Annotated in this window: 25 protein-coding genes; 3 read left to right on the top strand and 22 right to left on the bottom strand. The window is 38.5% G+C overall.

Translation table 11 applies throughout. From position 1 onward, the window contains the following. Nucleotides 1-32 precede the first annotated feature (32 nt). The 11 genes from P0092_RS21690 to tadA form a co-directional block, all read right to left on the bottom strand. Entirely contained in the window at nucleotides 33-1232 is a 1200-nt protein-coding gene (locus P0092_RS21690) for an ROK family transcriptional regulator (RefSeq protein ID WP_004620907.1), read from the bottom strand. A 50-nt stretch (nucleotides 1233-1282) separates the two neighbouring features. Beyond that, on the bottom strand, nucleotides 1283-2812 hold the full coding sequence (gene xylB / locus P0092_RS21695; RefSeq protein ID WP_004620908.1) for a xylulokinase: 1530 nt from the start codon (nucleotides 2810-2812) through the stop codon (nucleotides 1283-1285). Nucleotides 2813-3077: 265 nt separating this feature from the next. Then, nucleotides 3078-3335: a hypothetical protein gene (locus tag P0092_RS21700; RefSeq protein WP_004620909.1), complete on the bottom strand. Its 258-nt coding sequence runs from the start codon at nucleotides 3333-3335 to the stop codon at nucleotides 3078-3080. Between the two features lie 103 nt (nucleotides 3336-3438). Continuing rightward, nucleotides 3439-5010: a citramalate synthase gene (cimA, locus tag P0092_RS21705; protein ID WP_004620910.1), complete on the bottom strand. Its 1572-nt coding sequence runs from the start codon at nucleotides 5008-5010 to the stop codon at nucleotides 3439-3441. 109 nt (nucleotides 5011-5119) lie between these two features. Further along, nucleotides 5120-6646, bottom strand: coding sequence for a 2-isopropylmalate synthase (locus tag P0092_RS21710; protein WP_004620911.1), 1527 nt, complete (start codon nucleotides 6644-6646; stop codon nucleotides 5120-5122). A gap of 133 nt (nucleotides 6647-6779) precedes the next feature. Beyond that, nucleotides 6780-7775 carry a ketol-acid reductoisomerase gene (gene ilvC, locus P0092_RS21715; RefSeq protein ID WP_004620912.1) on the bottom strand — a complete coding sequence of 332 codons (996 nt, stop codon included), beginning with the start codon at nucleotides 7773-7775 and terminating at the stop codon, nucleotides 6780-6782. A gap of 62 nt (nucleotides 7776-7837) precedes the next feature. Then, nucleotides 7838-8350, bottom strand: coding sequence for an acetolactate synthase small subunit (gene ilvN, locus P0092_RS21720; RefSeq protein WP_004620913.1), 513 nt, complete (start codon nucleotides 8348-8350; stop codon nucleotides 7838-7840). Between the two features lie 18 nt (nucleotides 8351-8368). Then, nucleotides 8369-9991 carry a biosynthetic-type acetolactate synthase large subunit gene (gene ilvB, locus P0092_RS21725; protein ID WP_004620914.1) on the bottom strand — a complete coding sequence of 541 codons (1623 nt, stop codon included), beginning with the start codon at nucleotides 9989-9991 and terminating at the stop codon, nucleotides 8369-8371. 479 nt (nucleotides 9992-10470) lie between these two features. After that, on the bottom strand, nucleotides 10471-12030 hold the full coding sequence (locus P0092_RS21730; RefSeq protein WP_004620915.1) for a glycoside hydrolase family 43 protein: 1560 nt from the start codon (nucleotides 12028-12030) through the stop codon (nucleotides 10471-10473). A 114-nt stretch (nucleotides 12031-12144) separates the two neighbouring features. Next, complete coding sequence (locus P0092_RS21735) at nucleotides 12145-12504, bottom strand: thioredoxin domain-containing protein (RefSeq protein WP_004620916.1); 360 nt, start codon at nucleotides 12502-12504, stop codon at nucleotides 12145-12147. Between the two features lie 33 nt (nucleotides 12505-12537). Further along, nucleotides 12538-12993: a tRNA adenosine(34) deaminase TadA gene (gene tadA, locus P0092_RS21740; protein WP_004620917.1), complete on the bottom strand. Its 456-nt coding sequence runs from the start codon at nucleotides 12991-12993 to the stop codon at nucleotides 12538-12540. 175 nt (nucleotides 12994-13168) lie between these two features. On the opposite strand from tadA, the gene gmd reads away from it, so the two are divergent. Then, the gene (gene gmd, locus P0092_RS21745) at nucleotides 13169-14200 is read left to right on the top strand and encodes a GDP-mannose 4,6-dehydratase (protein WP_004620918.1); all 1032 of its coding nucleotides are present in this window, start codon (nucleotides 13169-13171) and stop codon (nucleotides 14198-14200) included. Continuing rightward, nucleotides 14200-15132: a GDP-L-fucose synthase family protein gene (locus tag P0092_RS21750; RefSeq protein ID WP_004620919.1), complete on the top strand. Its 933-nt coding sequence runs from the start codon at nucleotides 14200-14202 to the stop codon at nucleotides 15130-15132. The genes gmd and P0092_RS21750 overlap by 1 nt, the downstream gene beginning before the upstream one ends. A 70-nt stretch (nucleotides 15133-15202) precedes the next feature. Here P0092_RS21750 and P0092_RS21755 read toward each other — a convergent pair whose 3' ends face one another. The 11 genes from P0092_RS21755 to P0092_RS21805 form a co-directional block, all read right to left on the bottom strand. Continuing rightward, nucleotides 15203-15667: a DivIVA domain-containing protein gene (locus P0092_RS21755; protein WP_004620920.1), complete on the bottom strand. Its 465-nt coding sequence runs from the start codon at nucleotides 15665-15667 to the stop codon at nucleotides 15203-15205. 100 nt (nucleotides 15668-15767) lie between these two features. Next, complete coding sequence (locus P0092_RS21760) at nucleotides 15768-16691, bottom strand: aminoglycoside phosphotransferase family protein (protein WP_004620921.1); 924 nt, start codon at nucleotides 16689-16691, stop codon at nucleotides 15768-15770. Between the two features lie 18 nt (nucleotides 16692-16709). After that, entirely contained in the window at nucleotides 16710-17669 is a 960-nt protein-coding gene (locus P0092_RS21765) for an O-fucosyltransferase family protein (RefSeq protein WP_004620922.1), read from the bottom strand. Beyond that, the gene (locus P0092_RS21770; protein WP_004620923.1) at nucleotides 17659-18720 is read right to left on the bottom strand and encodes an O-fucosyltransferase family protein; all 1062 of its coding nucleotides are present in this window, start codon (nucleotides 18718-18720) and stop codon (nucleotides 17659-17661) included. The genes P0092_RS21765 and P0092_RS21770 overlap by 11 nt, the downstream gene beginning before the upstream one ends. Continuing rightward, complete coding sequence (locus P0092_RS21775; RefSeq protein WP_004620924.1) at nucleotides 18710-19894, bottom strand: O-fucosyltransferase family protein; 1185 nt, start codon at nucleotides 19892-19894, stop codon at nucleotides 18710-18712. Before P0092_RS21775 ends, P0092_RS21770 begins: the two co-directional genes overlap by 11 nt. 120 nt (nucleotides 19895-20014) lie before the next feature. Beyond that, on the bottom strand, nucleotides 20015-21196 hold the full coding sequence (locus P0092_RS21780; protein ID WP_040759171.1) for a S8 family peptidase: 1182 nt from the start codon (nucleotides 21194-21196) through the stop codon (nucleotides 20015-20017). A gap of 82 nt (nucleotides 21197-21278) precedes the next feature. After that, nucleotides 21279-22331 (bottom strand): NAD-dependent epimerase/dehydratase family protein, encoded by a 1053-nt coding sequence (locus P0092_RS21785; protein WP_004620926.1) that lies wholly within the window; start codon nucleotides 22329-22331, stop codon nucleotides 21279-21281. A 17-nt stretch (nucleotides 22332-22348) separates the two neighbouring features. After that, the gene (locus tag P0092_RS21790; RefSeq protein WP_004620927.1) at nucleotides 22349-23389 is read right to left on the bottom strand and encodes an alpha-ketoacid dehydrogenase subunit beta; all 1041 of its coding nucleotides are present in this window, start codon (nucleotides 23387-23389) and stop codon (nucleotides 22349-22351) included. 39 nt (nucleotides 23390-23428) lie between these two features. Then, the gene (locus P0092_RS21795; protein ID WP_004620928.1) at nucleotides 23429-24394 is read right to left on the bottom strand and encodes a thiamine pyrophosphate-dependent dehydrogenase E1 component subunit alpha; all 966 of its coding nucleotides are present in this window, start codon (nucleotides 24392-24394) and stop codon (nucleotides 23429-23431) included. A gap of 46 nt (nucleotides 24395-24440) precedes the next feature. Next, nucleotides 24441-25265, bottom strand: coding sequence for an O-fucosyltransferase family protein (locus tag P0092_RS21800; RefSeq protein WP_004620929.1), 825 nt, complete (start codon nucleotides 25263-25265; stop codon nucleotides 24441-24443). A 28-nt stretch (nucleotides 25266-25293) separates the two neighbouring features. Continuing rightward, a complete protein-coding gene (locus P0092_RS21805) occupies nucleotides 25294-26367 on the bottom strand; it encodes a mannose-1-phosphate guanylyltransferase (RefSeq protein ID WP_004620930.1) in 1074 nt (357 codons plus the stop codon). 133 nt (nucleotides 26368-26500) lie between these two features. On the opposite strand from P0092_RS21805, the gene P0092_RS21810 reads away from it, so the two are divergent. After that, a complete protein-coding gene (locus P0092_RS21810; RefSeq protein WP_004620931.1) occupies nucleotides 26501-26842 on the top strand; it encodes an EamA family transporter in 342 nt (113 codons plus the stop codon). Nucleotides 26843-26863: the final 21 nt, after the last annotated feature.

Genomic DNA, 26863 nt, shown 5'->3' on the forward strand with positions numbered 1-26863 from the left:
TTTATTTCCTAACCTTTTCAAATATATTAAGCCTATAGCCTATAGCCAAATAGCTTTTTTAATGGTATTATCGCCGCCCCCAAAGCTGATGAATCCTCTCCGATTTTTGAAGCTACTACTTCAACTCTTGAAGCAGGATACTTGAGCGCCTTGGCCACCGCAATACTTTTTAAATGTTCCATTATATCTTCAGAAAACTTGACCAATTCTTTGCCAAGAACTATTTTAGAAGGGTTTACCGTGTTTATAAGGTTTGCTATTGCCAGTCCCAAATACCCTGCTGACTCTACGAGGATTATTCTGGCTGATTCGTTTCCTTCGCCTGCCAGTCTGAAAATATCATCAACAGTTATAGCGTCAATGTTCTCGAAATCCGTTATCAAACCTTGTCTTACCAACTTTTGTGCCTTTTCTACCATAGTTCTTGCCGAGACCAACGCTTCAAGACAGCCATAATTTCCACAGGCACATCTTGGTCCATTCTGGTCAACGGTTATATGACCTATTTCCCCTGCACTTCCACAACATCCTCTGTACAGATTTCCGGCTGCAAATATACTTGAGCCTATTCCTGACTTCATATTTATACATACGAAATCACTTTCATCCATACAGCACCCTATCCAGTTTTCACATAACGCAGAACACATTGCTTCGTTATCAACATATATAGAAAAGTCTCCTACTCCTGCCATCATGTGCTCCAGGTTTACACGTTCCCAACCAAGATTCGGTGCGAATATTATCTCCTGTGTAAGGTTATCTATCATTCCCGGAACCGATACCCCTACTCCAAGTAATCTGTCATGTTCAATGCTGTGGTTCTTAATAATCTCCACTATTTTCTCTTCCATAAGCCGGATTGACTCTGACGTGTCCCGGGCAAAATCACAGGATATCTTGTCCCTGAATTCAACCTGCCCGGTAATATCCATTAAAATAAAACGCATATAATCAACGTCAATATCCACACCTATGGAAAAATAGCTTTTCGGGGTTAATTCATACAGTATTGGCCTCCTGCCGCCCTTGGATGTTCCTACTCCTGCCTCACGAATGTACCCTTTGTCAAGCAGATTTGCAACAATTGTTCCACATGCAGTAGGTGAAAGTCCGGTTATTTGTGCAAGCTCAGCTTTTGATACCTGCTTGTTTGTTCTTATTAATTCGAGTAACGATGTCTCGTTTATCTCTTTTAATAGCTTATTATTTCCGGCTTTACCCAACCTCATAAATCAACCCCCATATACTCTAAATTTACACAGAAATAACTGTATAAAGCTTATTTCAATATTGTACTAAGCTGGGTAAAATCATCTTTTAATGATTTATAAAGCTTTGTATACAGCTTGTAGAAATCATCATATTTATTTATTCTATCGTCAATCGGAGCAAGAGTATCTTTTACCTTTATAACATCTTCACAAGCCTGAGGAACACTGTCATATATGCCTGCGCCAACTCCTGCAAGAATGGCAACACCTAACGCTGGTCCTTCATCAGAACGAATACGGTTTATATTAGTACCGAATACGTCAGCTTGCATTTGTCTCCAGATTCCGCTCTTTCCGCCTCCGCCTGAAGCTCTTACCTCTGATATATCTACGCCCATTTCCTTAATAATTTCAAGACAATCCCTCAAGCTGAAGGTTACGCCTTCCATTATTGAACGGATAAAATGAGGCTTTGTGTGCTTTGCTGTAAGACCAAAGAATACACCTTTTGCGTTTGGATCAAGGTGAGGAGTTCTTTCCCCCATCAAATATGGAAGATAAATCAGTCCGTCGCTGCAAGGTTTTATAGTTTCTGCTTCTGCATCAAGCAGCTTGTACACATCAATATCTGAAAGCTCAGAAGTCATCATTTCTTCCATACAGAAGTTATCTCTGAACCATTTCAGTGAAAGTCCGGCGCCTTGTGTAACACCCATTACATGGTAGGTATTAGGTACAGCATGGCAGAATGTATGGACTCTTCCAAGTGGATCTATTGTAAGCTTGTCTGTATATGCAAAAACAACACCCGATGTTCCGATAGTAGATGATACTATTCCTGATTTAACAATACCGTTTCCAACTGCACCTGCAGCTTGGTCTCCGGCACCACCGACTACAATTGTTCCGGCGTTTAGTCCTGTCTGATCTGCTGCTGATGAAGTAACCTTTCCGGTAACTTCCTGAGATTCATACATTTTACCGAGCATTGAAGTGGATATTCCCAACTTATCAAGAACTTCCGTACTCCACTCTCTTTTTGCAATATTCATTAACTGCATACCGCTTGCATCAGAAACCTCAGTAGCATATTCGCCTGTTAACCTTAGTCTGATATAGTCCTTTGGTAACAATATTTTTGCTACTTTTTCAAATATCTGAGGTTCATTATTTTTAACCCACATGATTTTTGAAGCAGTAAACCCTGTCAATGCCGGGTTTGCAGTAATTTCTATCAATCTTTCCCTACCGATGAGGTCAGTAATCTGAACACATTCATCAGCACTTCTCTGATCACACCAGATTATAGCGTTTCTTAATACTTTGTCATCCTTATCCAGTAAAACGGCTCCATGCATTTGTCCGGACAATCCAACGCCCTTAACCTCTCTTTTATCAACGCCACTTTTTAACATGACATTATTTATACTTTCGCATGTGCCCCTCCACCATTCTTCAGGATCCTGCTCAGCCCAGCCAAGGTTAGGCTGATAAAGAGGATATTCAACTGTAGAGCTTGCAACAGGCTTTCCAGCCTCGTCAAATAATACTGTTTTTACACCCGATGTTCCTAGATCAATACCAATAAGAAAAGACAATGTTTAGTCCCCCTCTCCAAAGTATACTTTATAATATTATATTATAAAGTATACCAAGCTATGATAGTTTTGTCAAAATATATTTCGGTTTTAAACTTAGTTTTTGTACAAACTTTACAAAGAATCATAATCAAGGTATTCATGTTTATGGTTTGCAATTTTTTTATTTAAATACATAAATCATAATTTATTTTTTCAATCACAAAAAATAAAAAGGGCAGAACAATAAGTTCCACCCATACTAATATACAAAATATATTTTAGTCTAATATAATGTTATTTCGAACCTGTCAAATTTAATTTCTTCACCGAAGTGATCACCATTGAAACTGGTTTTTCTATATAATCCGAATTCCGTGGTATTCTTTTTAAGCCAAATAGGAACTTCTATATCAAGTTTCTTGCAAACCTGAATAAGACATTCCTCAAGTTGGTCTCTGAAATCCTCAGATGCTCCCTGCGGTTCGGCCCATGCTTCATTTATAAGTTTTCCCTGCTTTATTATTCTGCCATAGAGCTTCAATTGATTTGATCCCCTTATATAATTAGTTTATCTTTATTACTATTATACAGTAAATCAAAAAAAATACAGCCGACATTTATATATATTTGTAAAAATTGTTATTCTAAATATCTGACTTCATTAGCTTGTGCTCCACCGAATCAACCAACGCACGCCAACTGGCTTCAATTATATCGGAAGATACTCCTACCGTAGTCCACACATCCTGTCCGTCAGTAGTTTCTATGAGAACCCTAACCTTTGATGCAGTGGCAAAATTAGAATCAAGTACCCTAACTTTGTAGTCAGTAAGCTTCATTTCCGCAATTTTAGGATAAAACCTCTCCAAAGCTTTTCTTAAAGCTTTATCAAGTGCGTTTACAGGTCCGTCTCCCTCTGCTGCCGTAATCTCCGTTTGCTCACCTACAACAATTTTTATCATGGCAGATGAATTGACGCTATTTATGCTGGGCTCATTTACTATAACTTTAAATTCTTTCAATTCAAAGAATGCTTTATACTTGCCCAGCATCTTTCTGATAACAAGTTCAAATGAGCTTTCTGCACCTTCATACTGATAGCCTTCATATTCAAGCTCTTTCAATTTTTCAATTATCTTCTTGGTTTCCGGGGAATCCTTGGTTATTGTACTGTCTATCTTGTTAATAATGTTCATGACTGCGCTTCTGCCTGCCACTTCGGACATAAGGATTACACGCTGATTTCCCACAACCTCAGGGTTTATCATTTCGTAGGCAGAAGTGTTTTTATTTACAGCATCAGCATGCATTCCCGCCTTGTGTGCAAATGCACAGTTTCCAACGAAAGGTGCCCTTTCATCATGTATTATGTTCGCAACCTCACTTACAAACCTCGCCGTAGGTGTAAGATAAGACATGTTTTCCTCCGGTATACACTGATATCCCATTCTAAGCTGAAGATTCGGAATAATTGTGCAAAGGTTGGCATTTCCGCATCTTTCACCGAAGCCGTTAATTGTTCCCTGTATCTGCACTGCTCCCGCCTCTACTGCTGAAATAGAGCCTGCTACAGCCATTCCGTTATCATTATGACAGTGAATTCCGATTGCACAATCTACTGCTTCTCTGACTATTTTTGTAATTTTGGCTATGTGAGAAGGCAGGCTTCCTCCCTTGGTATCACAAAGACATATTGTATCCGCTCCTGCAACACATGCCTTCTTCAAGGTTTCAATAGCGTATTCGGGATTTGCATCATAACCGTCAAAAAAATGTTCTGCGTCGTAAACAACAGTTTTTCCTTTTTCCTTTAGATATTTAACAGTGTCATATATCATATTAAGATTTTCATCCAGAGTAGTTTTTAATATATCGGTAACCTGAAAGTCCCATGACTTTCCAAATACGGCTATTGCCTCAGTACCTGCATATAGAAGAGATTGTATGTTAACATCTTCCTCGGCTTTTATATTTGCTCTTCTGGTTGACCCAAAAGCAATTATTTTTGAGGTTCTCAATTTCAATTTTAATACTCTTTCAAAAAACTCAAGATCCTTAGGATTTGAACCCGGATTACCTGCTTCGATGTAATCAATGCCCAGTTCATCAAGCTTTGAAACAATCTTGAGTTTGTCTTCAACTGTAAATGATATTCCCAGCGCCTGAGCCCCGTCTCTCAAAGTTGAATCATACATGATTATTTTGTTATTCTCCATATAATTTCTCCTTTCTTATAAAATAAATTAACCTGTTATCTTTGGGAATATCAGGTTTTCAAATTTAAAAAAGCAGCCCTTGAAGGGGCTGCTCTTTATCAAGCTCCCCTTACTGGCTAATTATACTTTCTCCAATTTCGCTTATTGATCTGTTTATTGCATTCAGGTATGCCTTAACACTAGCCTCAATGATGTCAGTGCTGACGCCCTTGCCCATAAATACGCTGTCATTATGGGATATTTTCACAGTTACTTCACCAAGAGCATCCTTTCCCTCCGTAACTGCCTTTATCCTATAATGAACTAATTCTGCATTTACACCCGTAGCACGTTCAATTGCGTTAAATGCAGCATCTACCGGGCCATCCCCCGTTGCGGCTTCGGTTATAATTTCCTCATCTTTTTTAATGCTGACGGTTGAGGTTGAAATCATTTTATTTCCGCTGTTTATCTGAAAGCTGTCTATTACAAAGATTTCAGGAACCGCAATGTTTTCATCCACCAGTGCTTCAATATCCTTGTCAGTAACTACCTTTTTCTTGTCAGCTAAATCTTTGAATTTTGCAAAAGCAGTCTTTACTTCTTCATCAGACAGGGAGTACCCCATCTCTTTCAATCTCTCTTCAAAAGCGTGATGCCCTGAAAGTTTTCCCAGAACCATTCTGTTCTGACCCATTCCTACTGATTCGGGAGTCATAATCTCATATGTGGTCTTTTCAGAAAGCACACCATGCTGATGTATTCCCGATTCATGCGCAAATGCGTTTGCTCCCACAATTGCCTTATTTGGTTGTACATTCACACCTGTAAGACTGGAAACAAGTCTGCTTGCCCTGTATATCTGGGTTGTATCAACTTTATGTGTTATATCATAGTAGTCTTTTCTTGTATTTATACCCATTATTATTTCTTCTATTGCAGCATTTCCTGCTCTTTCGCCAAGTCCATTAATTGTACACTCAACCTGTACGGCACCGTTTTCAACAGCTGCCAGCGAATTAGCAACAGCAAGGCCCAAATCATTATGGCAGTGAACGCTTATATCCGCCTTGTCAATATTGGGTACATTATTTCTAATATTACTTATAAGCTTTCCAAATTCACGGGGTGTTGAATATCCCACTGTATCAGGAATATTTACGGTGGTAGCTCCTGCATTAATAACGGCTTCCACTATACGATAAAGAAACTCCTCCCGTGTTCTGCTGGCATCTTCTGCTGAAAATTCAACATTGGAGCAATAGCCCTTGGCACGTTTTACCATGGCAACAGCTCTTTCCAGTACCTCTTCCTCAGTCATTTTCAGCTTGTATTTCATATGGATATCTGAAGTAGCGATAAAGGTGTGTATTCTTGGGCTTTCCGCATACTGAACTGCCTCCCAGGCTCTGTCTATATCCTTTTCTACGGCACGGCACAGGCTTGCTATTGTAACCCCTTTCAGGTTTCTGGAAAGCGTCATTATTGATTCAAAGTCACCGGGGGAGGCAATGGCAAATCCGCCCTCAATAACGTCTACACCTAGTCTTACCAGTTGCTTTGCTATTTCCATCTTCTCCTGGAGATTTAGGTTAACACCGGGTGTCTGCTCTCCGTCTCTTAATGTGGTATCAAATATTTTAATTGTTCTAGCCATATTAATTCCCCCTTACATTCTCATATTCATAAACGTCTAAAATAAATAAATTGCTCTTTGAAAATATTGTTTTGGCGGATTAGCAAAGCCTAATGGTTATACTAACCCACCAAACATATTCTTTATATATTTTTTACTTTTTTAACCAGCTCATCATTTTTCTAAGCTCTGCTCCTACTGTCTCCAGTTGGTGTTCAGTTTCATTTCTTCTCATTGCTATAAAGTTTGCTCTTCCGGCTGCTTTGTTTTCAATTATCCAGTTAGCAGCGAACTTACCATCCTGAATTTCTTTAAGCACCTTTTTCATTTCTTTTCTTGTTTCGTCTGTGATTATTCTCTTTCCTGTTACATAATCACCGTATTCTGCAGTGTCGCTGATAGAATATCTCATTTCACCGAAACCGCCCTGATTGATAAGGTCTACAATCAGCTTCATTTCGTGTATACACTCAAAATAAGCTATTTCAGGCTGGTAGCCTGCTGCAACCAATGTTTCAAACCCTGCCTTCATTAATTCTGTTACACCGCCGCAAAGCACAGCCTGTTCACCGAATAAGTCTGTTTCTGTCTCTTCTCTGAAGGTTGTTTGGAGTATTCCGGCTCTGCCCGCTCCAATGCCTGAAGCATATGCCAAAGCGTAATCTTTTGCTTTTCCGGAAGCATCTTTTTCAACTGCAATCAGTGCAGGAACGCCTCTTCCTTCCTTATACTGACTTCTTACAGTGTGGCCGGGGCCCTTTGGTGCAACCATAATTACATCAACATCAGCCGGAGCAACTATCTGCTTGAAGTTTATATTGAAGCCGTGTGCAAACATCAGAATGTTACCTGCTTCAAGGTTAGGTGCTATACACTCTTCATACATTGCCGCCTGCTTTTCGTCAGGAATAAGTATCATAATGATTTCAGCCATTTTAGCTGCTTCTGCGGTGTCATATACCTTCAGACCGTCAGCCTCAACCTGCTTTCTTCTTGCAGATGTAGGAGTAAGTCCTACTATTACATTAACTCCGCTGTCCTTTAAGTTCTGTGCATGTGCATGCCCCTGACTTCCGTATCCTATAACCGCTACTGTTTTTCCCTCCAGTAGTTTCAAATTGCAGTCACTGTCATAATACATTTTTGCCATAATTTTAAGCCTCCCATATTTTAATCATTGCAATTCTAAAGAATCACATTGTTTTTAGTTAACTATATTTCTTCCGTACTTCCTGCCTTAATATACTTATTGCCTCTTTCAATAGCAATTGTACCTGTTCTTACGATTTCCTTTATACCAAACTGTCTGAGCATATCTTCAAGAGCCCTGACTTTATCCCCTGAACCTGATATTTCAACAGTTAATGTATTTTTTGATACATCTACAATTTTTGCTCTGAATATTTCAACTATCTGAACTATTTCAGACCTTGTAGAGGATGTTGCATTAACCTTTATCAGAGCAAGCTCACGACTTACGGAGTCAGTATTTTCTAAAGCTCTTATTTTAATTATGTCTATTAACTTATTCAACTGCTTGCTTACCTGCTCAACAGTATACTCGTCTCCGTCAACTACAATAGTCATTCGTGATACTTCGGGATTCTCTGTTACCCCCACTGCAAGGCTATCAATATTGAACCCCCTCCTGCTGAATAAACCTGCTACTCTGGACAATACTCCGGAGCGGTTTTCAACCAGTACAGAAAGTGTATGTTTTGCCATTTCTTATTCCCCCTCTGTCTAAACCGTTTCTTCTTCAGGATCTACTATACATTCCAGCAGATATGCATTATCATCATCAAGAAAGCTGTCCAATGCACTGTCTATCTGCGAATTACAGGATATTCTTTTTGATTTGAATCCATATGCCTCGGCTATTTTAACGAAGTCAGGATTATCATCAAGAAATACCTGCGAATACCTCTTTTTATATTTGTTCTTCTGCATTTCACGAACCATGCCCAACCTGCTGTTATTGAGTATAAGGATTTTAACTCCCAGTCTGTTTTGTTTTATGGTACCCAACTCCGGCATTGACATCTGAAAACTTCCGTCACCGCCTATAACAACTACCGTACTGCCAGGTTTCCCCGTTTTGACTCCAATTCCTGCCGGAAGGCCATATCCCATAGTTCCTAATCCCCCTGAGGTTATAAAAGAACCCGGGGTTCTTGCAATAAAATTGTTTGCCGCCCATATCTGATTCTGTCCGACTTCCGTAACTACTATTGCGTCATCATTAAGTCTTTTTGAAAGTTCAGCTATAAGCTTCTTGGGATTTACATAATTATTTTTCTCTGTTAATTCAACTTTGTTCTTTTTAACAGCCTGCTGCAAACTTTCTAACCATTGTAAAGTATTACATTTTTGAATAGACTTATACAAGTCCTCAAGTATCAAGCCTGCATCTCCTACAACAGGTATGGTAGTACTTACATTTTTTCCTATCTCGGCAGGGTCGATGTCAATATGAATTATTCCTGCCTTTTCAGCTATCTTGCCTGCAGTTCCCAAAGCACGGTCTCCCACTCTGGCCCCTATTATTATAAGGAGGTCTGTGTTATGTACCGCATAGTTAGCGGCATATACACCATGGGAGCCTAACATTCCGAAATTCAAAGGATGCTCTACAGGGATTGACCCAATTCCCATTAACGTTGTCACAACAGGTATCTGGCACTTCTCTGCAAGCCTTGTCATTACCTCTGATGCCTTAGCGGATATAACTCCGCCTCCCGCACATATTATTGGTCTTTGTGAGCTTGTAATCGCCTCTGCAATCCTTCTTATCTGCTGGGGATGACCTTTGTAATTTGGCTTATATCCCTTAATATCTACCTCATGGGGATATATAAAATCAAGTTCATCTGTCTGTATGTCCACAGGTACATCTATCAGTACCGGGCCGGGCCTGCCGGTGGAAGCAATATGGAATGCTTCTTTTACTATTCTGGGCAAATCCTTAATGTTTTTTACTAAGTAGTTATGCTTGCAGAAGGGTTCTGTAGCTCCTGTAATATCGACCTCCTGAAACACATCCCTGCCTATCAAATCAAGTGATACCTGACCTGTTATAGCTACCATTGGAATCGAATCCGAATATGCAGTTGCAATCCCTGTTATAAGGTTTGTCGCACCCGGTCCCGAGGTAGCTACACATACCCCCGTCTTTCCGGTAACTCTTGAATATCCGCTGGCAGCATGTGCCGCTCCCTGCTCATGTCTTGTAAGTACATGATTGATATCCGAATCCAGCAGTGCATCATAAAATGGACAGATTGCCGCACCGGGATATCCGAAAATTGTAGTTACGTTCTCCAACTCAAGTGCCTTTACCAACGCCTGCGCTCCTGTTATTTTCAATGGCAATCCTCCTTTTATACTCTAGGTTATACTCAGATTAGTTATAAAAAACCCCTCATCTCTGCTATTACGCAGGGACGAGGGGATAATTCCGCCGTGGTACCACCCTGATTTAATGCAGTAAATTAACTGCATCCTCAGTGAGCAACCGGACGCGTGTCCGTGCTCCTCAGCTATATCGTTGCCACCGCCGATACTTAGTCAATCCAATTGTTTGGGTATCGGGCCTCCGGAATGAGTTATACATGCATTTATTGTACCGGCTTCCACCACCCGCCGACTCTCTTTAACAACTCAATACATCTTGTTTTCCATCATAAGCTATATTATGAAAATTAATTCTTACAAAAGTTGTAAGTCTTGGTTTAGGAATAATTATAGCATCATATTCATAGAGCGTCAATAATGGGCATTTAACGTTTTCTGACTAGTTTAGCTTTAGTTTTTAATGTTTTATGTGTTGTTGGATAAATCCTAGCCTATAAGCCTGTATATTCAAATAAATCAAAATCTGCCGTATTATCGCTTTCAAAACCATTGCTGCTGGCAAACATTCCTACATATGCCCCGATAAAGCCTCCTGCAACATCAGTACTGAGTATTCTCCCGTCTACATTCACGGCAAGCTCCGTAAGCTGATTTTCATCTCCGAAATAAAAGCTGTAATCCTGTCCGCATGCCTGAACTACCATATGAATACGTTTATGTATAATTTCCTTTTGGGAAATGACGCTTTCCTCTCCGTTATTACATACAACCAGTCTTATTATATTTTTTTCACCGGAGCAAGTGCATTCAAACCTTATGTGATAATTGTTATTTTGTATTAATAGTATGCCTGCCGCTTCATTTTCGTTCTCAGGAGAAAACTCCATTATTGTTTTTGCTTTAAAATTAATATGTTGCTGACGTCTGCCAATATAAGCAGGGTTTTTTTCCTCAACTATTTTTACAGGGCTCAGCTTTAGCCTTAAATATCCCGGTCTGTCAGTGAGACTGTAGAAGTTTTCTCTTGGAGTGCGTACAAAATTCCATATAAAGTCAAGCTTATCATTGTCAAAGTTGTCACAAACTTCTGCTTTAACAGGATTATCTGAAGGAAGCTTAGGTCTTTCATAGGAAAACTCCACTTTCCCGCTTAATGGGCTTACTACCGGCCATCCGTCTTCCCATGTAACGGGAATCAAAAATGTTTCACGGCCAAGGTTTCTAAAGTATCCTCCATACGGTCTTGATGCCAGTGCTACCATCCACCACTCGCCATTTTGTGTTTCAACAAGATCTGCATGGCCTACATTTGCAATAGGATATTTTCTTCCCAAATGCCTGTGAGTAAGAATAGGATTTCCCTTGCAACCCTCATAAGGGCCTGTTACACTTTTGCTTCTGGCAACTGTAACTGAATGATGATAATCTGTTCCGCCCTCGGCTATCATTAAATAGTAATATCCGTTAATTTTATAGATATGTGGTCCTTCCGGCCATACGGCATTTTTCAATGCACCTCTCCACAACCCATATCGAGGGCCTGTCAGTTGCATCTTTTGAGTGTCCAGTTCCCGCATCCAGATTTCGTTGTCTCCATAATAGGTTCCATCAGGTGCATCATTGGTTCCCATAAAATATACCTTCCCGTCATCATCAAAGAAAAGTGACGGATCTATGCCGGGGGCATCGTCCACCCAGTATGGTTCTGACCACGGGCCTTCCGGTTTTTCCGCTGTTATTATGAAATTGCCCTTTTTTCCTACGTTGGTACATGCAATATAAAATAAGCCTTTGTTATATCTGATGGTTGGAGCATATATTCCCTGAGATTGCTCAAGTTCATCTAAGTCCAGCTGGGTTGTCCTGTCCAGAGCATGTCCTATCTGTTTCCAATTTACTAAATCCTTGCTGTGAAAAATCGGCAGTCCCGGGAAGTATGTAAAGCTGGATGTAACGAGGTAATAGTCATCGTTTACGCGGCATATTGACGGGTCAGGATAAAACCCCGGCAATATAGGATTACTGAAATAATTACAATCTGTTTTTGTCAAATATAACGCCTCCCTGTAGAAATATTCTATGATATCCGGGAATGTATCATCCCCAAAATAAGGATGATACATTTCAATAAGGATAGTTTAGCATAATTTACATGTCTTTTTCACTTATTGTCCTATAATTTCCGTAAACCTATCCTTGGATATATAATTTGTTTCCTCTATCAAGGCTCCGTTTCTGTAAAACCGCAAGTATGGTATCTCCGAATTTCCCAATTGCTCTTCCTTGAAGGTTTTGAATTCTTCGAAATAGTCGGTGGTGTTATACTCCAACTCATATACATCAATATCCGCCTTCACATCCGTACTATCATACAGCCAGGTTTTCAGCGCCTGCCACTGTGGGCACCAATCCTGTGTCAGTACTATAAGTACCATTTCCTTTGAAGTTGTTATACTTTTGTCAAACTCCCCGTTCTTTATGGCATTTAAAGCTTGTTCTTTTTGTATTTCTATTTTATTTATCATAAGTTCCCGTCCTTTAATATAAGTTCTTTTTTATTATTTTCTTAGCCGCTTAAAAAATTCTGTTAATATATTTCCACATTCTTCGAACATTAATCCATATACTACGTCAACTCTGTGATTAAATTGGGGAACTCTGAATAAATCTATAACTGAGCCTGCAGCGCCCGCCTTTTTGTCCATTGCCCCTATATAAAGTGTTTTTATTCTTGACTGAATTATAGCACCTGCACACATGGCACAAGGCTCTAAAGTAACATACATGTCACAACCGTCCAGCCGCCATGTTCCAAGCTTCTTTGCGGCCTTTTTTAAAGCTTCTATTTCGGCATGGGACGTAACATCCTGTTTTTCTTCCTTTTGATTACAGCCGCTGGCGATAAGCTCTCCATCCTTTACTACAATTGCTCCTACCGGAGATTCACCCTTTGCATAAGCCTCTTTTGCCTGTTTAATTGCTTCTTGCATAAACTGTTCGTTTCTGGTGTACATTTGGTGTACCTCCATCAGATAATTTCATTTTTACTACTATATATTATAACGCCGAGGCTAAGAAATTAAATATTTTTATAAGTCAGTACCATAACGAACTTACAAACATATTATGTTATCAGAATGTCAGCTTTTTTAAGCTGCATTAGTATTTGTACAAAAAGGAGATGTATGCATGAAAAAAGCTTTAATTACAGGGATAACAGGTCAGGATGGGTCATATCTGTCTGAGTTTTTATTAAATAAAGGATACGAAGTTCATGGTATTGCCAGAAGAAGCAGTAGCTTGAATACTCAAAGGATATCCCACCTTCTTGAGGATAAGGCCGGTGAAAACTCACAAATTTCTCTTCATTTCGGAGATTTATCCGACTCCGGAAGCCTCAGTAAACTAATTTATAGGATAGAGCCCGATGAAGTTTACAATCTGGGTGCCCAAAGTCATGTCAAAGTATCGTTTGATGTTCCCGAATATACCGGAGATGTGGATGCATTGGGAACTGTAAGACTTTTGGAAAGTATCAGAGAAATTAATCCTCGTATCAAGTTCTATCAGGCTTCCTCAAGCGAATTATTCGGTAAGGTAAGAGAAACTCCTCAAAGTGAGACTACTCCCTTCTATCCCAGAAGCCCGTACGGAGTAGCAAAAATGTATTCGTACTGGATTACGGTAAACTACCGTGAAGCATATGACCTCTTTGCATGTAACGGAATTCTTTTCAATCATGAGTCTCCCAGACGCGGAGAAACCTTCGTAACCCGTAAGATAACTAAAGGAATATCCGACATAGTAAATGGGAAAACAGACAAACTTTATCTTGGTAACATTGACGCCAAAAGGGATTGGGGCTTTGCAGGGGATTACGTAGAAGCAATGTGGCTCATGCTTCAGCAGAATGAACCCGACGATTTTGTTATAGCAACCGGGGAAACTCACACCGTAAGGGAATTCTGTAACCTTGCATTTAAACGTGTAGGTATAACGCTGGAGTGGCAAGGCTCCGGAGAACAGGAAAAGGCTGTGGACAGTGCTAACGGAAAGGAGCTTATCAATATCAGCAGTAAATTCTTCCGTCCAACAGAGGTAGATTTGCTTTTGGGTAATCCGTCCAAAGCAAAAAGTAAACTCAAATGGGAACAGAAAGTCTCTTTTGAGGAGCTTGTTAAAATGATGGTTGAAAGTGATTTAAATGGGGAGATGAAATAATGAATAAGGATAGTAAAATCTATGTAGCCGGACACAATGGCATGGTTGGTTCTGCAATAGTAAGGAGACTTCAAAAGAACGGGTATGAAAACATATTATGTAAAAGTCACAGAGAGCTGGACCTTACAAATCAGACCTTAACAGACGAATTTTTTAAGGATGAACAACCGGATTTTGTATTTATTGCAGCTGCAAAGGTTGGCGGAATCCATGCCAACAACTCCTTTCCTGCGGATTTTATAATGGAAAATATGCTTATAGAGTGCAATTTATTAAAAAGTGCTTTTAAATATGGAGTAAAAAAGCTGCTGTTTCTGGGCAGTTCGTGTATATACCCAAAATTATGTCCTCAGCCCATAAAGGAAGAATATCTTCTGACCGGTGAATTAGAGCCTACCAACGAAGCATACGCTCTTGCAAAAATATCGGGCATTAAAATGTGCCAATCTTACAACAGGCAGTATGGTACACGGTTTATTTCTGCAATGCCTGCAAGCCTCTACGGCGTCAATGACAGGTTTAATATTAATAACTCTCATGTTATACCTTCAATGATTATTAAGTTCCATGAGGCTAAAGTAAATAACAAGCCATATGTTGAATTATGGGGCACAGGAAATCCTTTAAGAGAATTTCTGTATGTTGATGATATGGCAGATGCCTGTTTGTATCTTATGCAGAATTATGAAGGAAACGAGTTTGTCAACATCGGCTCAGGTAAAGAAATCAGCATACGTAACCTTGCTGAAACATTAAAGCAAGTAACAGAATACACCGGCGAACTTGTCTTTGATACAACCAAACCTGATGGTACCCCAAGGCGTGTACTGGATAACTCTAAAATACATAAGACAGGGTGGGTACCTCGGATTGATATGGAAGAAGGCCTTCGAAGAGAATATGAATATTATTTGAAATACATTATTGGCTAAAAATTATTCTCGATAGAATTCTTGATAATAAAAGTGAGGCAGTATCAAATCAGACTGCCTCACTTTTATTCTACCCATTATTTTCTTCACTGAATAATTGCTTTAGTACATCAAGTTGTGCACTTATCAACGCCTCAGACTTTGTTTTAAAGGAATACAACTGACCTTTTATTTCATCCAGTTTTCCTCTTGCCTTAATGACCTCAAGATTGGCAGTTTCAATTATTTTTGTGGCACTTACCTCTGCCTCATCAGTTATATTTTTTGCTTTCTCACACGCATTTGTCTTTATTTGTTCGCTTGTGTGCTGTGCAACTATAATAGAATGCTGTAATGATTCCTCAAGTATTTTATAGTGTTGAACAGTTTCATTGAGTATATCTATTTTGTTTTTCATTTCCTGGGTTTCTTTAGCCATACCTATGTAGTCCTCACCCACTTGGGCAAGGATCGCATCAACTTGTTTTCTGCAATATCCGTTAAGAAGGGACTTTTTTATGCAAAGACATTTAAAATCTTCGGGAGTATAATACATATCTCTCATCTCCTAAAATTACTCTCTCATCATAATATATTCCCATTATGGCAATATATTCTGCATTTGAGTAACCATATGGACGAAGAATAAGTATATTTTACCATTTAAAGCCTATGGGCATTATATCCCTCTCCTTGACATTGAACCTGAGCTTGGTAAAGTCTCTGGTTATAATCATATCTGCAATGTCCCTAACCCATAGAATATCATTCACAGCAACATAAAATCTTGCCCTGTCAACTAAATTCTCCATGTTAGGATAATACCGTGCTACACGTTTTAAAAAGGCTTCACCAAGATTATCAATAAGTATTCCCACATCATAAGCAGGGTCCCCCAATCCGGAAAGTCCGAAACCTAACACACCGGTTAATTTCTTTAATCTGCTGTCTATAAGCAGGTGACAGGCAGAAAAGTCACCGTGTATAAGGGTAGGTTCGTAGGACAAAAAGTCATCATTATTCTCAACAGGTTTAAATACCTGCTTTATATACTCCTTTGTATAATCCGAGCAATAAGGAAATACCTTTCTGTATATCTCTTCAATAATTTGCTTCCAATCATTTTGTGTTATGACATTTTGGAATTCACCAATTCCCCTGTTTTCCGCATCTTTCACCGGTATGGTATGAAGTGTTTTAAGAAAATTACCTATCTGCTGTGCCAAAGCCTCCTGATATTTACCGTTCATTTGCAGCAAAAGGTTTCTGTATATAGGTTTTCCTTTTATTATATTGTATTTTACCATTTCTTTTCCAAGAGGCTCGTGCGCAGGAACAAGAGGTTCTATACGATTACGAATAAAATTAGTAACCTTGGCCTCGTTTTCCAAATAAGCAACGCTCCAGTCGTATCTGGCAAATTTGAAAATATAATTGTCATTTATGATAATTACATCGCTATGTCTACCCTCATTTATCAGGTATTCCACTTTTGTTATATTAATGTAAGGGCATCTGCTTCTTATAAGCCCCATATACATATTCTCTTTTTCATCCATACAGAATTTTTCACCACCCATTAGCTTTTACGCCTTATATCAATATAAAAGCTTTATATTTGATTCAGGCCAGTCTCTTAACCTTAATACGGTATTTGAGAGACTTGAATATCCATTTCCAATAAAGAAATCACATTTTGAAGCTATATAAGTATCTTTAATTATTTCAATAGTATCCTTCACAAGCTCTACTCCTTTGTGACGCTTATTTGGGTAGCTGAGAAGGGCAGTAGGAACTCTCTCTTTAAGAGGTACCTTCTTGCTGTCGGTACATATTAACATATCGTTTTTGTTATACAGCTTTTTATATTGCTTATAAACGGCATTTGAATCGGTTATGAGAAACAAGTGTCGTACATTGTACTTTACAATAAACTGCCATATATTCGGCTTGTAAAACTCATTCAGGTCATATAATTGAGCCACCTCGTTTACTATTGCCTTCTCTCTTACATGTACCCCTAAAATAGGTCTTTCGTCTCTGAAATCCGGATTAGTATTTACAAATTTTTGAACTTCTTTTAGTATTGACGGCTGTAATTTTATATATGTGTCAAATATAAACCTGTATATCTGATACGGAGTTTTCCCATAGGCCCAATGGCCACTTCTTACATATGGCAAAAGTGCTCTCAAAGGGTAATAAGTATCACTTACAACCACATTGGCTTCACTTCTCATCATACCGTTGAGTTCTCTATTTTCCATTTTGTATCTATCTGTATCTTCAGCCAGTACATTTTCAAACCTCCATACCACAGGGTAGTAAGAATACTCCGGACGTACTACATCGTGGAAGTTATATTGGGATATAGGCTCAAAAAATGTTTCATATGAATTTGTATTAATGGATTCACTGTAGAGGCTTTCCATTCCCCAGTATACTACCGGAATCCGGTTTGTCAGTTCGGCGGCAAACATCTGACATATCACATGGTCCACATCATTCCATATGCTGCCTCCCAGTGACTTTATCAGAAGAAATCTACTATTCGACATATGTGTTAACACCTCCATAAAATTCCGAGTACTCCAACCTGTGATTTTTGCTTTCCATCAGCCTTCTGTTACTCTCTTCCTTTACTCTCTTTTTAGCAAGTTTTTTTTCATCGTTTAAATCTCTGTAAAAAAGAATAATGTTTGGGTCCGGCCAGTCCTTGAGCCTTTTAATTGTATATGAAACATTGGAATAGCCGTTTCCAATAAAGTAATCACATTTTGCTCCAAGATATGTGTCTTTTATAATTTCTATGCCCTTACGTCTTTTTGCTGAATAATCCTGTAGATGCGGTGCATCCTCAGTTGCACTTAACGCACCTCTTCTGCATTCTGTATAAACTACTTTGTCTCCATACAATCTTAAAAATTCCTTCAAAATATCTTCACAATCCGTAAGAAGCAGTATTTTCTTTATATCATTCATGGCGCTGAAGTTTTCTATTTCCTTATAGTATCGCTTGTTCAAACGCCCAAGATTCTCAACTTCCCTTACTTTATCCCCACCCCTGATGTGGACAGACAGAGTTAGCCCTTTATCCTTGAGTTTTTCATCATAAAAATCCTGAATCTCCTGTTCAATATCAGGCTTAAGCTTCAGATATTTATCAAACAAGGTCCGATAAATCTGGTGTGCTGTCATGCCGTATGCCCAATGGTCTTTTTTTATATAATTGATTAACGGCTTTATAAAATAATGGACATCACTAACCAATACATTTGCACTGGTATTCATCATTTCACCAAGATTCCTGTATGCCCAGGTTATCTTATCCAAATCTTCAACCATTACATTGTCATAACTCCATACAGGAGGGAAATAAGTATAATTATATTTTATTACATCGTCTATAGTATAGTTGGAGACGGGTTCAAAGTAGAGATCGAAGGCGTTTGTTTTAAATGATTCTGCATATAGACTATTTGGCCCCCAGTGTATAACAGGAATTCTATTGGTAAGTTCAGCCGCCAGTAACTGACCCATTACGTGATCTACATCAGACCAGAATCCGCATCCCCATGACTTTATTAACAAAAATCTATCATTTGGCATTTAGCTCACCTCTGCTCTCTTTACTCTTTTTAAACTTTTTTATAAACTTTTTAACTCTTTGGGCTATACGGGTAAAAATAGTGGGTTTATCATTTTTTACAACAAGCATTACATTTACAGGATACTTTCTCTTTCTGGATATCCAATACATCATTTTTATGTTTTTATCCGCCCAATCCTTTATACGTGTAACGCCGTGTGACACGTTTGAAAAGTCATTTCCTATGAAAAAATCACATTTTGCAGCGATATATGTGTCTTTGATAATTTCCATGCCTCTTCGCCTTACTACCATTGGATTTTCCATATGATACACGGGTTGGTCATTTTTTATCCTTTTACAATTTGTATAGACAAGCATAGAGCCGTATATATTCTTATACTCCCTCAGTGTGTCTTCACAGTCCGTAAGCAGGAATATCTTCTTGACATTATATTTGTTAATATATTTTTTAATCTCCTTATGGTAGCCTCTGTTGGGCTCTTTAACCTTACCTTTTGCAAACATATTACTTAACTTTTTTCTGTTTTTTTTAGGTTTTTGCTTATATTTCTCATAAATTTTATTCCAATACTCGTTTCCTACTTTTCTAGATCTGGTATCAAATACCACATCTTTTTCAACCCTTCTTACGTGAACCGCAAGGACAGGATGGTTACCTTTTAGCCATGAATTATAAAAACCCTGCACCTCCGTATTTATATCTGATCTCAGCCTTATATATTTGCTGAACAGATATCTGTATATTTGTTTAGCACTCATTCCGTAACACGGGTGATCATTTGTTATAAACGGAATTAATTCATGTATGTTATAATAAACATCCGTTACTACGACATTTTCTTGGCTGTTAAGTAAATCTCCGATATTTCTGTAAATCCAGGTATCTTTATTTTGATCTTCAACAAATAAATTTTCATGGTCCCATATTGGCGGATAATATGTGTACTCAGGCTTTGCTACGTCAAATATGGAGTAGTTGGAAACAGGTTCAAAGTACAGTTCAAAGCCGTTGGTCAGGATATACCCATTGTGCAAACAATGGGTAGGCCAGTATACAACCGGAATCCTGTTGGTAAGTTCAGAAACAAGAAGTTGCCCCAACACATGATCTACATCCGCCCAAAGAATATAGCTCCAAGCTTTTATAAGCAGGAATCTGTCACTTGACATTTTTATTATCACCTCAATATAAATGCATTTCATGTTATTTTATGTAAGCCTGTGCCGATATGTGATTATAAAAATAAAAAACCCACGGGAAATCCCCATGGGTTCTTGATTACTGCATTACTACTCTTCTTTTTCAAACAATTCCAGTATGTAAGAATACAAATTTTCTAATTGATTATTATCGAAATCATTGAAAATACGAATCTCATAAGAGCTCTTTACTTCTACAGCTAAAGTATCATTTACACGTATTTCAATGTCAAAGTCCAAGTCCATTATTCCCTTCATTAATGAATTATCATTTTTTTGATTGCCCTGTGAAAGAAGCAATATATCAGGTTCAAATATATTGAATATGTTATAAATGCTCTTTTCTAAGGCGGGTAACTGTTGCTTTGAATAATGCCTGATATTTATGTACCCGTTACAAAAATCGGATTCTTTTATGTTCTCATATAAACATAAAGCATTAAATCCGTCACTCCTGAATTTGCCGGTAAGACCTTTTTCAAAATAATCAAAGCCACTATTATTGACCAAAATAATAGGTATATCCGGCTCTTTACTTTTTAAGGAATGAACACACTCTGTGTAATTCCTTTTGTTTGCCTCCTGCTGTAGTTTCTCCATAATTTCATCAAAACACATATCAGGATGATTTCTCAAAATATTATATACATACGCTGTGACCATAGGCGCTGCGTAGCTGTTACATTCAGCTGTCACTTTTTCCGTTCCATCATACTTTTTCAGGCTGTGTTTTGCACACGCAGATATATTTATTCCGTCCATACAATCAATATTAAAGGTATACTCGCCCTCTTTTATTGCTTCCTTTAAATCACACCTTACCCCTATAACCTTTTCGAAAGATGCAGGACATGTATAAATATTGCGATTGTTACATGCGGCGATTACTATTACATTTTTCTCATATGCATAATCCACGGCTTCCTTTACTTCACTAAAATCTCTGTAATCTATTGTTCCTAAACTCAAATTTACAATACGTATACTGTTGTCAGCACACCATTTGATTGCATGGATAAGCTGTGCTTTCATTCCTGTTCTTGAGCTTGAATCCAATATTTTTATACTGCTTAAATCAGCCTCAGGAGCATACTTTTTTATTATTGCAGCACAGGTTGTACCATGGGACGGCAAAAACTGGTCATAACCCACTCTGTCACAAACAGTTAAATCATGAGTTATTTCCAGATTGTACGAAAGTCTGTCCCTTTTATAGAGCTTCTCGTTAACTCCATCATCTATGACTGCAATATTAATAGCTAATGTATTCATCTTTAGTCTGATGCCCCCCACCTGACATCCATGATATTGATTTACATTTATTCAAATAAATTACATATAATATATCATTCATTTATTTCATTTGCAAATTCCACTTATTTTTATTCCATTCAACAGTTCTTACAAGGCCTTCCCTTAACGACTTAAAGTCTGTAAGCCCAAATTCGGAACAAATCTTGCTTATATCAAGTTGAACCTTGTCGGGAGAAACCTTTATTTCTTCAATAGCCTGTTTCTTCTGCTGATTGTCAATGGTAAGAGTACTTCCGGTAACAGAACAAACTTCTTGGGCAAGTGTTTTTATACTTATGCTGTCCCAGCCTCCAACGTTATACACAAAATCATTACCATACGCAATAATATGCAAGAGCACCAAAGCACAATCTGCTATATAGCAGAAAGTTCTTATTTTACTTCCGTCATCCAACATGGTAATATTCTTTTTTTCCAGTGCCCGTCTTATAAACTGCCCAAGAACACGTTCATCGTCTCCCTTTACTCCCGGCCCGTAAGTCATGGATATCCTTGCGACTTTGGCCTCTACACCTTCATAGTGCCTGTAAGCAAAACACAAAGTCTCTCCCATCCTTTTTGACTCTGAATACACAGCCCTTACGTTTACAGGAGAACAAAAACCCGGGTAGCTCTCAGTTGTAGGTATATTATCACTATCAGGCTCACCGTAGATTTCAGAGGAGCTAAGGAATAATATTACCGAACTGTCCCTTTTAGCTTTCTGAAGCAGCTTTTCAGTAACTATGGTGTTTAAGTGAATAGTATCCAGATAATTTCTAAGGAATTTACCGGGTTGTGCGTAAGTTGCTCCATGTATGATATAGTCAGCCTTCACTTTGAACTTATCAAAATCCATATTATTAAGGTCTTCAGAATAAAAGCTGTAATTTTGCTCAAATATGCTCGCCAACGCCTCGCAAGGCTTGCTTCTGCTTATAGCATGAATTTTAATTTCAGCTCCCTTTATAAGGTTGGCAAGATGAAGCATGTATATGATATAAGTTCCAATTAATCCGTTGGCACCTGTAATCAATACAGTTTTGTTATAAAGAGGAGACATATCTATTTTGTTTAAATACTCCATGCAGTCTTCTTTAATATATTTATCCAAAAGGAAGCCCCCTTTCATTATTTCATTAATTCAACAGCCTTTGTGCATATAGTTTCAAAGTCAGGATAAAAGGCTTTTTCCTGCAAATCTCCGGCCGGAGTCGGTATATCCGGACAGCAAACTCTTACAACAGGCTTTTTCAGCATATGAACAGCCTTTTCAGCAACAAGGGCTGCAATTTCTGCGGCAACACCGCCAGTCTTCCATCCGGTATCTGTTATTATAAGTTTGCCTGTCTTTGCAAGGGATTCTAATATAATATCTTCGTCTATCGGTTTTATTGTCCTTAAATCTATAACCTCAGCAGATATGTTCTGGGCTTGAAGCTTTTCTGCCGCCTTTAAGGCTTCGACCAGCATATAGGATACCGCAACAATAGTAACATCCTTTCCCGCTCTTCTTACAACACCCTTTCCAAACGGTATTGAATAAAGTGTGTCCGGTACATTCCCCACCGTTTTATAGAGCCACCTGTGCTCAACAAACAGAACAGGATTATTGTCAATTATGCTTGAGATAAGCAAGCCCTTGGCATCATAAGGCGTGGCAGGAGCGGCTATTTTCAGTCCGGGAACATTCATAAGCATACCCTGTAAGCATTGTGAATGCTGGGCTCCTGAGCCCCATCCTCTTGCGCTCACTGTTCTCACTACCATTGGCACACTGACCTTTCCTCCTGTCATATAGCTCCATTTTGCAGCATGGTTTACCAACTGGTCAAATGAAAGCAGCAAGAAATCCATTCTGCTATGAACAAAAACAGGCCTTAATCCTGCCATTGCAGCTCCCGCTGCTATTCCTGTCAGAGCATTTTCCGCGATAGGCGTGTCAAAAATCCTTTCACGGCCATACTTTTCATGCAATCCTTTTGTAGTTCCAAAAACTCCTCCCGGGTCATCCACGCCCTCTCCCATAACAAAAACCCTAGGGTCTCTTTCAAGAGATTGGTCCATTGCTTCATACAAAGCATCTTTATATGAAAGCATTCTTCCATTTTGGGAGTCATCCATTATTACAAATTTATCCTGTTTTTCAACTTCAATTGTAGTCCAAGGCATGTAAACTACCTCCTATCAGTATACATAAATGAAACTGCATTAATCTGCATAAACAAAATCAAGTAATTCTTCAGGTTGTGGTTTGGGTGAATTAATTGCAAATTCAAAAGCGTCCTTTACCAACTTATCTATTTCTTTATGGATAGATTTTTCCAGTGCATCGTTAAGAATATTTCTGCTTTTGAGATATTCTTTATACCATTTGATGGGGCACTTTGAAATCCAGTAATCATACTCCTCCTGAGGTCTGAATCCCACGCCCAAATCATCCACAGTGCCGATATGGCCCTTCCATCTGTAGCTTACGCACTCCAGCAAAACAGGCCCCTCTCCTCTTCTGCACTGCTCAACAGCTTTTTCTGCGTACTCGTATACTTTAAGCACATCATTCCCATCTATTTGATATGACGGAATCCCATACCCCTGAGCAATTTTATAAATATTGTCTCCTGACTGACGTTCCTTTTGGTGGGAGTTTATAGCATAAAAATTATTTTCACATACATATATAACCGGAAGTTTTTTAAGTGATGCAAAATTCAGGCTTTCATGGAACGTTCCTTCATCAGCAGCACCATCTCCGAAAAATACAGCCGTAACCCTGTCATTTTTTTGAATCTTAGATGCCAGAGCAGTTCCCGTTCCCAGAGGCAAGCTTCCTCCAACTATGGCCGTCGAGCCGAATATTCCTCTATCAGGAGCCATCAGATGCATGGAGCCTCCTCTGCCGGAAGTACATCCTGTTTTACGAAGGTATAATTCAGCAATCATTTTCCTGATATCTCCGCCTTTTGCAATATACTGTGCATGGCTTCTATGAGTTCCGAAAAGGTAATCCTCGTTACGTAGATGTATGCAAACTCCTGCCGCAATTGCCTCCTGCCCTATGGAAAGATGAATAGGGGTTTTCATTTCGTCATTTTTATATTCTTCTTCTATTTTGCGTTCCACGCTGCGTATAGTCTGCATAGTTTTGTACAGCTCAATAAGTTTTTCATTTTCCATATATATCAGCCTCCGAAATTCAATAATACACGGCTCTCAAATCAAGTCAAAAAAGCAGTGTTACATTCTGGTTTTGCCAGTCTTTTAGTTCGCATACTGCTCTGGAAACATTTGAGAAGCCATTTCCTACAAAATAGTCACTTTTTGCTGCAAGCCATGTATCTTTTATAATTTCAATTCCTTTCAACCTGTTGTTAACATATTCCTGGAAGTGAACTCCTCCTCCATTTTTCAGAACCCTTTTACAGTCAGTATTAATTAACCTGTCGCCATAAATGTTTTTATACTCTGCCAGTATGTCTTTGCAGTCGGTCATAAGAAAAATGCAGGCCTCCTGCCTTTCTTTCAAATAATTGTTTATTTTCGCCGGATAGAGTTTGTTCAGTTCATGAAGATGACTAACCTCCAATATCTTGTCACTTCCTCTTATATGTACTGATATAATTTCTTTACCCTTCATATTTATGGTGTAGAAATCATCTATCTCTTTTTCAACTTCAGGTCGAAGCCGTATATATTTTTTAAGCATAATCCTATAAATTTCTACGGAATTCAAACCAAAATACGGGCAGGCTTCATCCATACGGCATATAATGCTATCTATATCTGTGTATTTGTTCGCTATCTCTATGTTCTCATTGTGATTAATATTCTCTACCAATTCATCCATACCATATTTTGATAGGGGAAGAAAATACTGTTCAAAAGCGTTTGAGGCATCCTCCGTACTATACATGCTCTTGCTTCCCCAATAAATAACAGGAATCCTTTGTGTAAGCTCTGCAAGCAAAAGATTAGACAGGGTATGATGCATGTCATACCAAAATCCGTCTCCCGTTGTATTGATAAGTAAAAATTTATTCTGTTCCAATTCAATACCCTCCCCAATACCAGTTTTGCTACAAGAAATTTTCATATCCATTCTTTTTCATTATTTCAACCAAGTCTTTGACTTCCTGTGCCCTCCCTCTTGGGCAAACAATAATAGCCTCATTTGTACCGGCAACTATAACATTATCCAGACCTATTACCGCAATAAGAATCCCATCGGCATAAATTACAGAATCGGTAGTTTGCAGAGCTATATAGTCACCCTTCCAAGAGTTGCCATCCTCATCTTTTTCCAGTGTTCCCGACAATGTATCAATACTCCCTATATCATCCCAGTCGAAAGAAGCCCTTATTACATATATGTCTTTGCTCTTTTCCAGTACAGCACTGTCAAATGAAATATCCTGTATTTCATTATATGCATTATCAATATATGTGTTAAATTTTTCACTTCCTTCATGTATAAGTGCCTTTGAGATAGATGTATAATGCTCGGATATATGTTGTCTGATATGATTAATTATTGTCCCTGATGTTCCGGCCACAATACCTCCATTCCACAGGTAGTCACCTGCTTCAAGCATTAAACGGGCCGTTTCCTCCTTTGGTTTCTCAGTAAATCTTATAACCTTGAGAATTTGCTCTTCTGAATCTGCTCCCTTATCAACTTTTATATAACCATATGCGGTAGAGGGATATGTGGGATTGATTCCTATTACAACAAGACTATTCTTTTCCTCCGCCGTCCTGAATGCAAGATTTATTGTTTCGGTGTAGCCAAGCTTATCTTTCACATAGCCATCCGCCGGAACAAAGCACAGAACTGCTTCTCCCAGTCTTTTTTCAAGCAGTATAGCTGTATATGCAATACATGCAGCAGTGTTCTTCTTCCTTGGTTCAGGAATTATATTTGAATATGGGATTATGTCCTTTACAACTTCTTTGGTCAGTTCTACAAGACTTTGATTTGTTACAATAAAGCAATTGGAAGGTGGAACGCTCCGGCATACTCGATTAATTGTCTGAACCAGCATACATTCGCCGTCATCAACAGATATAAACTGCTTTGGCTTTTTTTCTTTTGACAGCGGCCATAGTCTTGTTCCTGAGCCTCCTGCCATAATAACGACAAATTTCTCCATCTCTTTATCTCCAAAAATGTTATTATAGTCTATTTTATGTAAATTACCTTAGATGTGTTCATACGTATTTCTATATAATCTTCAGGACATAATACAAATTACATAAAAATTTCTTATATATGGGACGGCATACATGCAGGGTAAATATATACTACTGGCAATTTTAAACTCAGGACTTACTGTGTTAGGACAGACGCTGTGGAAAATCGGGCTTGAAAAAATGGAGGGCTATAGTTTAAAGCTTTTACTGAACCCACTGATACTTGCAGGAGTTTTTGTTTACGGTATCTCTACGGTTTTATGGCTATATGTACTTTCCAAGCTGCCGTTTTCAACTGCATACCCCCTAAACAGCGTTGCTTATGCCCTAAGCCTCTTTGTTGGCTTTTGGATTTTTAAAGAGAATATCGACCTCCGTAAAATTTTTGGTACTATACTCATTCTGGCAGGAGTATTTTATATAGCCAAAGGGTAGAATAAGTTTGGATAAATACCT

This window comes from Ruminiclostridium papyrosolvens DSM 2782 (assembly GCF_029318685.1).
Classification (GTDB): Bacteria; Bacillota; Clostridia; order Acetivibrionales; family DSM-1351; genus Ruminiclostridium; species Ruminiclostridium papyrosolvens.